The sequence below is a fragment of the Polaromonas sp. P3_C2 genome, assembly GCF_056402675.1.
This window is the reverse complement of sequence record NZ_JBFUGX010000047.1, coordinates 1-11,640: the sequence shown is the minus strand read 5'-3', so window position 1 is coordinate 11,640 and position 11,640 is coordinate 1. Positions and strand designations below refer to the sequence as shown.

At 63.0% G+C, this 11,640-nt stretch carries 11 protein-coding genes; 2 read left to right on the top strand and 9 right to left on the bottom strand.

Going from position 1 to position 11,640, the window contains the following annotated elements; translation table 11 throughout:
- The 4 genes from AC1DWI_RS03860 to AC1DWI_RS03845 form a co-directional block, all read right to left on the bottom strand.
- Positions 1 to 687: response regulator (locus tag AC1DWI_RS03860; protein WP_477724403.1), on the bottom strand; the 687-nt coding region annotated here is incomplete at its 3' end.
- The gene (locus AC1DWI_RS03855; protein WP_477668767.1) at positions 674 to 2,629 is read right to left on the bottom strand and encodes a type IV pili methyl-accepting chemotaxis transducer N-terminal domain-containing protein; all 1,956 of its coding nucleotides are present in this window, start codon (positions 2,627 to 2,629) and stop codon (positions 674 to 676) included. The genes AC1DWI_RS03860 and AC1DWI_RS03855, both read right to left, overlap by 14 nt.
- Before the next feature lie 56 nt (positions 2,630 to 2,685).
- On the bottom strand, positions 2,686 to 3,795 hold the full coding sequence (gene holA, locus AC1DWI_RS03850) for a DNA polymerase III subunit delta (RefSeq protein ID WP_477668768.1): 1,110 nt from the start codon (positions 3,793 to 3,795) through the stop codon (positions 2,686 to 2,688).
- 9 nt (positions 3,796 to 3,804) lie between these two features.
- The gene (locus AC1DWI_RS03845; protein ID WP_477668769.1) at positions 3,805 to 4,227 is read right to left on the bottom strand and encodes an Lrp/AsnC family transcriptional regulator; all 423 of its coding nucleotides are present in this window, start codon (positions 4,225 to 4,227) and stop codon (positions 3,805 to 3,807) included.
- A gap of 139 nt (positions 4,228 to 4,366) precedes the next feature.
- Between AC1DWI_RS03845 and AC1DWI_RS03840 the strand changes: the two genes are divergently transcribed.
- Together AC1DWI_RS03840 and rocF are read left to right on the top strand one after the other, a co-directional pair.
- Positions 4,367 to 5,455 carry an ornithine cyclodeaminase gene (locus tag AC1DWI_RS03840; RefSeq protein WP_477668770.1) on the top strand — a complete coding sequence of 363 codons (1,089 nt, stop codon included), beginning with the start codon at positions 4,367 to 4,369 and terminating at the stop codon, positions 5,453 to 5,455.
- The gene (rocF, locus tag AC1DWI_RS03835; RefSeq protein WP_477724402.1) at positions 5,455 to 6,369 is read left to right on the top strand and encodes an arginase; all 915 of its coding nucleotides are present in this window, start codon (positions 5,455 to 5,457) and stop codon (positions 6,367 to 6,369) included. The genes AC1DWI_RS03840 and rocF overlap by 1 nt, the downstream gene beginning before the upstream one ends.
- A gap of 13 nt (positions 6,370 to 6,382) precedes the next feature.
- On the opposite strand, the gene AC1DWI_RS03830 is transcribed toward rocF, so the two are convergent.
- The 5 genes from AC1DWI_RS03830 to dapB form a co-directional block, all read right to left on the bottom strand.
- Positions 6,383 to 6,889 carry an LPS-assembly lipoprotein LptE gene (locus tag AC1DWI_RS03830; protein ID WP_477668772.1) on the bottom strand — a complete coding sequence of 169 codons (507 nt, stop codon included), beginning with the start codon at positions 6,887 to 6,889 and terminating at the stop codon, positions 6,383 to 6,385.
- Between the two features lie 41 nt (positions 6,890 to 6,930).
- On the bottom strand, positions 6,931 to 9,573 hold the full coding sequence (gene leuS / locus AC1DWI_RS03825; RefSeq protein WP_477668773.1) for a leucine--tRNA ligase: 2,643 nt from the start codon (positions 9,571 to 9,573) through the stop codon (positions 6,931 to 6,933).
- A gap of 124 nt (positions 9,574 to 9,697) precedes the next feature.
- Complete coding sequence (locus AC1DWI_RS03820; protein WP_477668774.1) at positions 9,698 to 10,144, bottom strand: ExbD/TolR family protein; 447 nt, start codon at positions 10,142 to 10,144, stop codon at positions 9,698 to 9,700.
- 3 nt (positions 10,145 to 10,147) lie between these two features.
- On the bottom strand, positions 10,148 to 10,789 hold the full coding sequence (locus tag AC1DWI_RS03815; protein WP_477668775.1) for a MotA/TolQ/ExbB proton channel family protein: 642 nt from the start codon (positions 10,787 to 10,789) through the stop codon (positions 10,148 to 10,150).
- A 40-nt stretch (positions 10,790 to 10,829) separates the two neighbouring features.
- The coding region (dapB, locus tag AC1DWI_RS03810; RefSeq protein ID WP_477724401.1) for a 4-hydroxy-tetrahydrodipicolinate reductase at positions 10,830 to 11,640 on the bottom strand (811 nt) is incomplete at its 5' end.

The window sequence follows — 11,640 nt, the reverse complement described above, 5'->3', positions numbered from 1 at the left end:
CGCGTAGACCGCGGCCTGCACGCGCGAGCTGAGCTGTAGTTTGCGCAGGATGTGCTGAACGTGAATCTTCACCGTGGTCTCGGCGATATCGAGCTTGCGGGCAATCACCTTGTTGCTGTCGCCATGCGCGATCAAGGCCAGGACCTCCCGCTCGCGGGCCGACAGCAGCGCAAGGGCCGAGTCGTTCTGCTCCGGCGCCAGCGCGCTCCCATTGCTGCTCGTTTCCACGGCAGCGACCTCGCCGGTCACGGGCAAAGGGGGCTTGGACCGGAAGGCCGCCACCAGCTTGGTCATCATTTCCGGGCTCACGACCGACTCGCCTTCCAGGACCTTGATGATGGATTCCGACAAATGGTCCAGCTCCACAGTTTTCAGCAGATAGCCGTCGGCTCCGGCTTGCAGCGCTGTGGCCAGATCCCCTTCGTTTTCGCTGACCGTCAGCATCAGGATGCGAGTGCCTGGCGCTGCGTCCTTGAGCGCCGCGATGCCATCCACACCAAGTACCCCCGGGAGATGATTGTCAAGCAGAATCAGGTCAGGTTTGCTGCGCGCTACGCAGCGCAATGCCTCGCCGATATCGCTGGCCTCGCCAGCCACGTCGAAACGGCCATCCTGCAACAGGAGCGCCACCAGCCCTCGGCGAAACAGGGTGTGGTCATCCACCACCAGCAATTCAATGGATTTCATTGAGGTCTCCCTGAGCTGCCGTACGAAGTGCTGCAGCTGGTGCCGGTGCCGTGGACTGCGCCGCCATGCCACCTCCGACCTCGGGATGAGGCGGCAATGTCAGCGTGACCGTAGTTCCTTGCCCCGCCGCGGAGACAACGTTCACTTCAGCACCAATACGCCCGGCACGCTCCCGCATGATGTTGAGACCCACATGTGACTCCCCCGGGTGCTTTTGGGTGTCGAAGCCGGCACCGTTGTCCCGCACCACAAAACGCCAACGTGCGCCTTTGACTACTTCCAGCTCGACTTGCGCGGCACCGGCATGCTTGCGCACATTCGACAGCGCCTCCTGCACCACATGCAGCACCTGAACCTGCACATCGGATGGCAGCGGCAGCCCTTGGCCATGGACCTGCAATTGCCCGGACAGCCCCGTCTGGCTCTGGAATTTCTGCAGTGTTTCCTGCAGCGCCTGCTCAATATCGTCAGTGTTGGTGCGCGTGCGGAAATGCACCAGCAATTCGCGGACGTCGCTGATGCTTTCGCGCAACCCAATGTCCAGTTCATCAAGAGCGCCTTGCATTTGCGAGGTCTGGCCCTTCTGTACGGCTGTTCGCAGCAACTGCACCTGGATCTTGAGAAAGGCCAATGACTGGGCAATCGAGTCGTGCAGGTTGCGCGCCAGCAGGGCGCGCTCCTCCGCGACCGCCGCCTCCCGGTCCAACGCGTCTGCACGCAAACCCTCCAGGGAACTGGCCAGGTGGCTGGCCAGTGCGTCCAGCAATTCGACTTCGTCGGCGCTCAGCAAAACAGGCGCGCGAAAGAACAGGTTGAATTCGCCGAGCAGGCGTTGCTGCAGCCGTATCGGCACACTGACCACGTTTTCGTACCCCACCTTGGCGCAATGGCGTACCGGCGCTTCATCGTGGCTGAGAATCGGGATCACGCGGGTACGCGCGTCCGGCCGCAGGTTGCCGCATGCACAGGCCCCGGCCAGCAGGCTGCGCTCTTCTTCCACGAGGTCTTGCGGAAAACAGTCGGAGGCCAGCATCAGATAACGCTGGTTGGCATCGTCGGACCAGCGGACTGTGGCGGCATCGGCCTTCATCACGGCGCGCACGCGCTGGGCAAAGCCGCGCGCCAGCTCGTCAATGCTGCCCGCCTGGGCCAGGAAAGCGCTGACCTTGTAGAGTGCCTCCAGTCGAACGCGCTGCGCCTCAATACGCCGTGTTTTGGTCTCGACCTTGGCTTCCAATCCTTCATAAAGCGATTGCAAGGTGGCCGCCATATGGTTAAAGCCGGCGGCCACCTGGCCAAATTCATCCACGGTGTCGACTTCGATGCGCGTCCTGAAATCCCCTGACTCCAGCTTCTGCAAACCTTGCCGGAGCTGCCCCAAGGGATTGATCACATACATGTAGCCGGTGTAAAGCATGATGACCGCCCCACCGATGGCCAAGGCCATCATCAGGAGCTGGAACAGGTTCAAGATGGCTGTCAGGCGGGACAGGTGTTGTTCGATCACCAGCACCAGGCGGTCGCTGGCTTCAACAAACTCGCCGCCGGCCTTCAGCAGGACCTGCGCCTGCGGGGCCGGCTCGGCCAGCCATAGCGGCCGCTGAGCAAGCCACAGGGACTCGACATCGGCAAAACGCTGGTGCACCTGGTCGTCCCACGGCACAAACAGCGGCCGGGACGGATCGCCCTCGCGCAACAGCGACAGACTCTCGTCAAACCGGGTCACCAGGCTCTGCCGCTCGGCACGCTCCACCCCCGCCTGCACCGCACTGGCCAGCCGCCAGGTTTGCATGCGCATACGCCCGGCCTCGTTGACCGCCGCAGCGCCTCCTTCAAGTTGCCAGGTCACCCACAGGGTCAACCCTATGGACGCCAGCGCGACGATCAGAAGGCTGGCACCTATGCGAATGAGTTTTTTGGACAGGGACGCCGTCTGTTGCATGTCACGAGCGTAACCCCGATCAGAGTGGCGCGCCACCCATGCCCTGGGCGTTGCTGCTAGGCCCTTGAGCCGTCCGCCATGGCATGCGGCCTGCGGGACACGGGCGACGGCGCCGCGCACTCGGCGCAGACCATACCGGCCAGCCGGTGCAGCGCCTGCCAGCCGTCGGCGGGCCAGTCAGGCTGCTTCAGGCCCTTGACGATGCCGTCGACCTTGTGGGCGGCGTGCAACAGATTGGACAAAGTGGTGTCACCGATCTGTGGCAGCACGCGCTCAAACAGTTTTTCCTTGATGCCCCAGACGCGGTTTTCGCGCAGCGCCATGGGCATGGGGCGCCCGGCGCTAATCGCATCTTTCACGCGCTTCATGCTGCGGATGTCTTCAGCCAGCGCCCAATGCACCAGCACTTCGGATTCGCCCTCGGACTGCAGGCCGTCGAGCATGCGCGCCACGCGCACCGACTGGCCGCCCAGTACAGCCTCAGAAAGCTTGAACACGTCGTAGCGCGCCACGTTGAGCACGGCGTTTTCCACCTGATCAAAACTCAGGGCGCTGTCGGGCTGTGCCGGGTACAACAGCCCCAGCTTCTGGATTTCCTGGTGCGCGGCCAGCAGGTTGCCTTCCACCCGGTCGGCAAAAAACTGCAGCGTGCGCTGGCCTTCTTCGCCGGCGGCCACGCGCTGGCCCTGCTGTTGCAGGCGCTGGGCAATCCACTGTGGCAGGCTGCGGCGGTCAATCGGGTCGAATTTGACGGTGACGCCGAAGCTTTCGAGCGCGCCGAACCACGCGCCCTTGGCCGTCATGCTGTCCAGCCGCGGCAGCATGACCAGAGTGAGGGTGGAGTCGTCGCCCTGTGCGCGTTCGGCGATTTGCTGCAACGCGACGGAGCCGTCTTTTCCAGGCTTGCCGCTGGGGATACGGATCTCGACGATCTGTTTATCAGCGAAAAGGCTGAGCGAACCGCCGCTGGCCAGCACCTCACTCCAGTCGAAATGCGCGCCGGCCACGGTGTGCACCGTGCGCTCGGTATAGCCCTGTTCGCGCGCCGCAGCGCGCAGCGCGTCGGCAAACTCCTGCACCAGCAGCGGCTCGTCGCCGTGCAGGGTGTACAGGCTTTTCAAGCCGCGCTTGAGGTGTTCCTGGAGTTGGGCAGGGGCCAGATTCATGAGGGGAGTTTAAAGCTTGGTGGTCGATAGCAGCAGGCTGGTCTCGGTGTTGGCAATGCCTTCGAGCAGACGGATGCGGCTCAGCACACGGTCAAAGGCTTCCAGGGTGTCGGCCTGCAGTTCGGCGACCATGTCCCAGCGGCCGTTGGTGGTGTGCAGTGCGCTCACGGCCGGGTCGCCCCGCAGGGCCGCGAGCACCGCGTCGGTGCGGTTGCCCTCAACCGCCACCGTCATGAAGGCGCGTATGCGGTGGCCCTCGGCCTGGGGTTTGAGGCGAACGGTGTAACCGGTGATGGTGCCGTCGACCTCCAGCTTGGCCAGCCGGTTTTGCACCGTGCCGCGTGAGACGCGCAAAACCTTGGCGATGGACGCGACCGAGGCCCGGGCGTCGTCCCGCAACAGGGAAAGCAATTGGCGGTCGGTATCGTCCATGCAGACATTTTATTGGCGAAATGCCAATAAATTCTGTCTATTTGATCAAGCAATACATGAATTTGATCAACTTACTGTCTTTTCTTTAGCGTGCTGGCTGCAGACAATGGAAATCAACATAAGACCCGGGAGCCCCATCATGGTTGACTACATTGGCATTGAAAGCATTCAGAAAATCGTCCGCCAGCGCGGCGCGGCCGCCTTTATCGAAGGCCTGGCCGGCGAGATCGAGCTGGACTATCGGCGCTGGAACGACTTTGACAAATCGGCGCGCCACGCCATCCACTCGCCCGACGGCGTGATCGAACTCATGCCCACCAGTGACGGGCATCAGTATTCCTTCAAGTACGTCAACGGCCACCCCAAAAATACCGAGCTGGGTTTGCTGACCGTCACCGCCTTCGGCGTGCTGGCCGATGTGGACACCGGCTACCCCTTGTTGCTGTCAGAGCTCACCATCACCACCGCACTGCGCACGGCAGCCATGTCGGCACTGGCCGCCAGGTGGATGGCCCGCCCCGGGAGCCGCGTGATGGCGATCATCGGCAACGGCGCGCAAAGCGAATTCCAGGCCATCGCCTTTCACCACATGCTGGGCATACGCGAGATGCGCCTGTTTGACATTGACGCGGCAGCCAGCGATAAACTGGCCCGTAACCTGCATGCGTTGGGGCTGCAGGGCCTGAGCGTGACGATTTGCCAGTCAGCGGACCAGGCCGTGCAAGGAGCCGACATCGTGACCACCATTACCGCCGACAAACGCAACGCCGTCATCCTGACTCCGGAGATGATCAAACCCGGCATGCACCTGAATGCCGTGGGAGGCGACTGCCCCGGCAAGACCGAGCTGCACGCCGACATCCTGCTGCGCAAGGACGCCCGCGTGGTGGTCGAGTTTGAGCCGCAGTCGCGCATCGAAGGCGAGATCCAGCAAATGCCCGAGGACTTCAAAGTGGCTGAATTTGCCGACGTGCTCAAGGGCACGGCCAAGGGGCGTGCATCGCCCCGGGAAGTCACGATTTTTGATTCGGTCGGTTTTGCGCTGGAAGACTATTCGGCCCTGCGCTATTTGCACAAGCTGCAACTGGCGGACGTTGCCAATCGCCGCCAGATCGACCTGGTGCCTCATCTTGACGACCCCAAAAACCTGTTCGGCCTGCTGACGCCCGCCGAATCGCCGACCGCCAAGGCGCCCCGCATGTCCCCCATACCTGAAATGGCACGTTGATGACCAAGTCTGTTGACCTGATTGGTGCCCCTACCGACATCGGCGCGGGCAGCCGCGGCGCCTCGATGGGGCCTGAAGCCTTGCGCGTGGCCGGCATCCGCGAAGCGTTGCACGGCCGCGGGCTCGAAGTTGTCGACACCGGCAACCTGGCCGGCCCCACCAATCCCTGGCTGCCGCCCGACGAGGGCTACCGGCACCTGGACGAGGTGGTCGCCTGGAACAAGGCGGTGCACGAAGCGATGTACCAGAGCCTCGCGGCCGGCCATCTGCCCATCCTGCTGGGCGGCGACCACTGCCTGGSCATYGGCTCGATCAGCGCGGTGGCGCGCTACTGCCGCGGCATCGGCAAGACGCTGCGCGTGCTCTGGCTGGATGCGCACACCGACTTCAACACCAACGCACTCACGCCCACCGGCAATGTGCACGGCATGCCGGTGGCGGTGCTGTGCGGCCACGGGCCGGCAGAGCTCACCAATATCGGCGGCATGGTGCCCGCCATGAGCCCCAAGGCGATACGGCAAATCGGCATCCGCAGCGTGGACGAGGGCGAAAAGCGCTTTGTGCGGCAAGAGGGCCTTGAGGTCTTCGACATGCGCTACATCGACGAGATGGGCATGCGCCACACCATGGAAAAAGCGCTGGCCGGCATGGACGCCAACACCCACCTGCATGTGAGCTTTGACGTCGATTTTCTGGACCCCTCCATCGCGCCGGGTGTGGACACCGCCATCAAAGGCGGCCCCACCTACCGCGAAGCCCAGCTGTGCATGGAGATGATTGCCGACACCGGTTTGCTCGGCTCGCTTGATGTGATGGAGCTGAACCCGGCACTGGACGTGCGCAACGGCACGGCCGAGGTGGCCGTGGACCTCATCGAGAGCCTGTTCGGCAAAAGCACACTGATGCGGGCCTGATGGGTTAGGGGCTTCAGAGTTCCGTCACCGCCGCCAGGCGGCGCATGATCTGCTGGACGACATCGCTTTGCATATCGCGGTACAGCAGGGCTTCTTCGGCCTCCTTTGCCAATACCGCCGACTCATTGAAGCTGATGTCGCGTTGCTGCATGATTTCAGTGTCGGGGATGAGTTCCTTGCCCGCCAGGGTACGCAGCTTGAAGCGAAAGCGCAGGCGCAGCTGAAACTCGCGCACCTGGCCCGAGGCATTGCGGCTCAGGATAACTTTTTCGCGCTGATCGCCCAGTGCATCGAGGATGACTTGCGCCTCATTGATCCTGCGGGCCTCGGTGATCACCTCCACTTTGCGCGTCGCCTGCAGTGAACGCCTGAGCTCCACCCCCAGCGGCGAAGTCTCGGCCAAGCCCGAATAAAGCGTAGTGAAGGCAAAGGTGGGCGCCTTGCGCAATGCGAAGCCGCATCCGCTCAGGCTCAGGGCGGCGGCTGAGGCCGACAGTGTGAGGAATGCGCGACGCTGCATGGCTGGCTTTCTGTGTGTTTTTTTGAAGCGGTCTCAATGACCTAAATGACGATGTTGACCAGCCGGCCTGGCACCACGATCACCTTCTTGGCGGGCGCACCCGCAGCCTGTTTGGTGAAAGCCTCCGACGCCAGCGCGGCGGCCTCGATGGTGGCCTTGTCGGCGCCGGCGGGAACAGTGACGGAGCCGCGCAGCTTGCCGTTGACCTGCAGCACCAGCTCGATCTCGTCCTGCTGAAGAGCGGCTGCGTCGACTTCGGGCCAGGGGGCATCGAGCAGTTCGCCGTGCCGCGCCGCGTAGCCGAGCTGTGACCAGAGCGCATGTGCCAGATGCGGCGTAGCCGGGTAGAGGCAGCGCAGCAGGATGCCGAAGCCTTCGTGCAGTGCAGCGACTGCGCCCGCAGACGAAGCACCTTTGAAGTCTTCCATGGCGTTGAGCAGCTTCATGTTGCCGGACACCACGGTGTTGTATTGCATGCGCTGGTAGTCGTAGTCAATCTGTTTGAGCACCGTGTGAATTTCCAGGCGCAGCGCTTTGGTCTCTTTGTCAAAAGTGGCCGTAGCCCCCGATACCTGTGCGCCATCAGCTCCTGAATTCATAGCATGAAGCTTGACACCGAAATTCCACACGCGACGCAGGAAGCGGTAGGAACCTTCGAGCGCGGCGTCGTTCCACTCCAGCGTGGTGTCGGGCGGCGCGGTGAACATGGTGTAGAGCCGGGCGGTGTCCGCGCCGTACTTTTCGATCAGGTCCTGCGGGTCGACGCCGTTGTTCTTGGACTTGGACATGGTCGTCCAGCCCTCGTAAGGCACGGGCAGGCCGTCGGCTTTGGACGTGGCGGAGATCACCTTGGCGTGCTCGTCGCGCACGATATCGAGCTCATGCGCCCAGAAGTACTGCTTGCCGGTGGTCACGCGCGAGAAGGCCTCGTTGAGCACCATGCCCTGCGTGAGCAGCTTGGTGAAAGGCTCGTCGACCTTCACCAGGCCCAGGTCACGCATCACCTTGGTCCAGAAACGGGCGTAAAGCAAATGCAGGATGGCGTGCTCGATACCGCCGATGTACTGGTCCATCGGCATCCAGTAGTTGGCGCCTTCGGCCACCATCTTGTCGCCGTTCTTCGGGTCGCAGTAGCGCATGAAGTACCAGGACGAATCGACAAAAGTGTCCATGGTGTCGGTCTCGCGGCGGCCGCGCTTGCCGCAGACGGGGCAGACCACACCGGCGTGAAAGCCCGCATGCTTGTGCAGCGGGTTACCCGAACCGTCCGGCACGCAGTCTTGCGGCAGCACCACGGGAAGGTCTTTTTCAGGCACCGGCACAGCGCCGTGCTCTTCGCAGTGGATGATGGGAATGGGTGTGCCCCAGTAGCGCTGGCGGCTCACGCCCCAATCGCGCAGGCGCCAAGTGGTCTTCTTCTCGCCCAGTCCCTTGGCGGCCAGATCGGCGGCCACGGCATCGACTGCGGCCTTGCAGCCCAGGCCGTCGTACTTGCCCGAATTGATGGTGACACCCTGCTGCTTGTCGCCGTACCAGTCGGCCCAGGCGTCCAGGCTGTAGGCCTGGCCCTTGACATCAACCACTTGCCTGATCGGCAGCTTGTATTTTTTGGCGAATTCGAAATCACGCTCGTCGTGCGCGGGCACGCCCATCACAGCGCCGTCGCCGTAACTCATGAGGACGTAGTTGCCGACCCAGACTTCAACTTTGTCGCCGGTGAGCGGATGCGTGACAAAGAGGCCCGTGGGCACGCCTTTTTTCTCCTGCGTGGCAAGCTCGGCTTCGGTCGTTCCGCCGGCCTTGCATTCTTCAATGAAGGCGGCGATTTTTGGATTGGACACGGCGGCGTGCTGCGCCAGCGGGTGCTCAGGCGCCACGGCGCAGAAGGTCACGCCCATGATGGTGTCGGCGCGCGTGGTGAAGACATACATCTTCCCCTCGCCGATCAGCTTGCCGGAGGCGTCCTGGATGTCGTGCGTGAACGCAAAGCGCACGCCTTCACTCTTGCCGATCCAGTTCTCCTGCATCAGCTTGACGCGTTCGGGCCAGCCGGGCAGCTTGTGGCTGACGCTGTCGAGCAGTTCGTCGGCGTACTGGGTGATCTTGAGGTAGTAGCCSGGGATCTCGCGCTTTTCCACCACYGCGCCGGTGCGCCAGCCCTTGCCGTCKATCACCTGYTCRTTGGCCAGCACAGTCTGGTCSACCGGGTCCCAGTTSACGACCTGGGTCTTGCGGTAGGCGATGCCTTTTTCCAGCATCTTCAGAAAGAGCCACTGGTTCCACTTGTAGTAGCTCGCATCGCAGGTGGCGACTTCGCGGCTCCAGTCGATGGCCAGCCCCATCGCCTGCATCTGCTTTTTCATGTAAGCGATGTTGTCGTAGGTCCACTTTGCCGGCGGCACGCCGTTTTTCATGGCGGCGTTTTCAGCCGGCAGGCCGAAGGCGTCCCAGCCCATGGGCATCAACACGTTGTAGCCCTTCATGCGCAGGTGGCGCGTGAGCATGTCGTTGATGGTGTAGTTGCGCACGTGGCCCATGTGCAGCTTGCCGCTGGGGTAGGGCAACATGGAGCAAGCGTAGTACTTCTTGCGGCTGGCGTCTTCCGTCACGCGGTAGGCGTCGGCTGCGGTCCAGTGGGCTTGAGCGTCGCGCTCAACGTCGAGGTGGTTGTATTTGTCTTGCATGGAGAACCGGGAAGGCGAAACGGGATAACAAAATGGAAGCCGTGAAAGGCTCCGGCCCCGCCATGCGGGCCGCGCAGCCAAAGGGCGAATCCCCGATTTTAGATGCTGGGCGGCTCTGCGCAGGTTACCGGGCCGCCGCAGGGCTGGCAGCCGCGGACGGAACAGGATCCGCCACAAAGCCGATCCGGTTGAGCCCGGCTTTTTGCGCCACGCCCATGACTTCCACGACTTTCCCGTAAGGCACGGCTTCGTCGGCACGCAACTGCACTTCGGTGTCGGGATTCTGGCCGGCGGTTTCCGCCAACCGGCGGGCAAGCTCATCCAGGCCCAGGGGCTTGTCATTCAGGAAAGCCTGGCCAGCCCTGTCGACCACCAGGGTGACGAATTTCGGCGCATCGGCCGGCTTGGCCGCTTCGGTCTTCGGCAAGTCGAGCCGGATGGTGCTGGCCAGTAGCGGAGCTGTAATGATGAAAATGACCACCAGCACCAGCATCACGTCGACCAGCGGCGTGACGTTGATGTCACTCATGGGCTGCGGGCCCTGGGTGCGTTCGAGGCGGCCGAAAGCCATTAGCTAGCCCTTATGTGCGAGTAACTCGCGCAAATCGCGTGCAAAGCCTTCGAGGTCGGCCTCGATACGGCCGACGCGACGGCCGAAAATGTTGTACGCCAGCACGGCTGGAATCGCTACCGCCAGGCCTGCCGCCGTCATGATGAGCGCTTCGCCGACGGGGCCGGAGACCTTGTCGATGGTGATCTGGCCGGCTGAAGCGATGCCGACAAGTGCGTGGTAAATGCCCCAGACCGTACCCAGCAGCCCCACAAAGGGTGCGGTAGAACCGACGGTAGCCAGCAGCACCTGGCCGAACTGCAGCTTGTCCAGGATGTCATGAAGGGCGTCGCGCAACACGCGGGTAAGTTGCTGGGACTTGTCACCCGCCGACGCCAGCGTACCGCCGGCCTGGATGTCCGTGGCAACAATGAGAGGCAACACCAGCGCCTCGCGGTCGAAGGCGGCCACTTTCTCCCGGGCTTGTTCTACAGAGGTCGATTGCCAGAAAGCAGCGGTGCTGCGTGCCACGTCTTTGGCGGCACGCTGAAGCAGCCAGGCCTTCCACAGGATCACGACCCAACTCGCGACCGACATGGCCAGCAGCAAGGCCGCCACCAGCTGGCTGACGATGCCGCCCTGGGTCATCAGGCTGAAGAAGTCCATCAGGTTAAAGCCTCCGAAACTGCCGTGACCGGCACCGCATTCATTTTTTCAGACCCAGCACGTCAAACATGTCAAAAAGGCCGGTGGCGTGCGAATCGAGGTAGCGCGCGGCACGCAAGCTGCCCTGGGCATAGTTGGCCCTGCTGGATGACTTGTGGGAAATTTCGATGCGCTCGCCGGTGCCCAAGAACATCACAGTGTGATCACCCACCACGTCGCCGCCGCGCACGGCCGCAAAACCGATGGTCGACGGGTCGCGCTCGCCCGTCACGCCTTCGCGGGCATAGACGGCGCAATCCTTGAGATCGCGGCCCAGCGCACCGGCAATCACTTCACCCATCTTGAGTGCGGTGCCGGACGGGGCATCCACCTTGTGGCGGTGGTGCGCCTCGACGATTTCGATGTCATAGCCGGTAGAAAGGGCCTGAGCCGCCATCTCGAGCAGCTTGAGCGTGACGTTGACGCCTACGCTCATGTTCGGAGCCATGACGATGGCGATGTCTTTGGCCGCAGCGGCTATCTCGGCTTTCTGCGCGTCGGAAAATCCGGTAGTGCCGATCACCAGCTTGACGCCCAGCTCGCGGCAAGCCGCCAGATGGGCCAGCGTGCCTTCGGGACGGGTGAAATCAATCAGCACGCCGGAATCTTTCAGGCCCTGCCGAAGATCGGCATTGATCAAAACGCCGCTCATGCGTCCCGAAAACGCGGCGGCATCACTGCCGATGGCGGAACTGGAAGCCACATCGAGCGCACCGGTCAGCTGGCAGTCGGCACTGGCGCCGACGGCCTCAATCAGCATCTGGCCCATGCGGCCGCTGGCGCCCGCTACCGCGACCCGGTGCCGTCTGGCC

Bases quoted from the DNA above. Each gene is read 5' to 3' on its own strand.
- AC1DWI_RS03840 (WP_477668770.1), top strand. From the start codon at position 4,367: ATGGTTGACTACATTGGCATTGAAAGCATTCAGAAAATCGTCCGCCAG.
- AC1DWI_RS03855 (WP_477668767.1), bottom strand. From the start codon at position 2,629: ATGCAACAGACGGCGTCCCTGTCCAAAAAACTCATTCGCATAGGTGCC.
- AC1DWI_RS03830 (WP_477668772.1), bottom strand. From the start codon at position 6,889: ATGCAGCGTCGCGCATTCCTCACACTGTCGGCCTCAGCCGCCGCCCTG.
- AC1DWI_RS03820 (WP_477668774.1), bottom strand. From the start codon at position 10,144: ATGGCTTTCGGCCGCCTCGAACGCACCCAGGGCCCGCAGCCCATGAGT.
- AC1DWI_RS03815 (WP_477668775.1), bottom strand. From the start codon at position 10,789: ATGGACTTCTTCAGCCTGATGACCCAGGGCGGCATCGTCAGCCAGCTG.
- holA (WP_477668768.1), bottom strand. From the start codon at position 3,795: ATGAATCTGGCCCCTGCCCAACTCCAGGAACACCTCAAGCGCGGCTTG.
- AC1DWI_RS03845 (WP_477668769.1), bottom strand. From the start codon at position 4,227: ATGGACGATACCGACCGCCAATTGCTTTCCCTGTTGCGGGACGACGCC.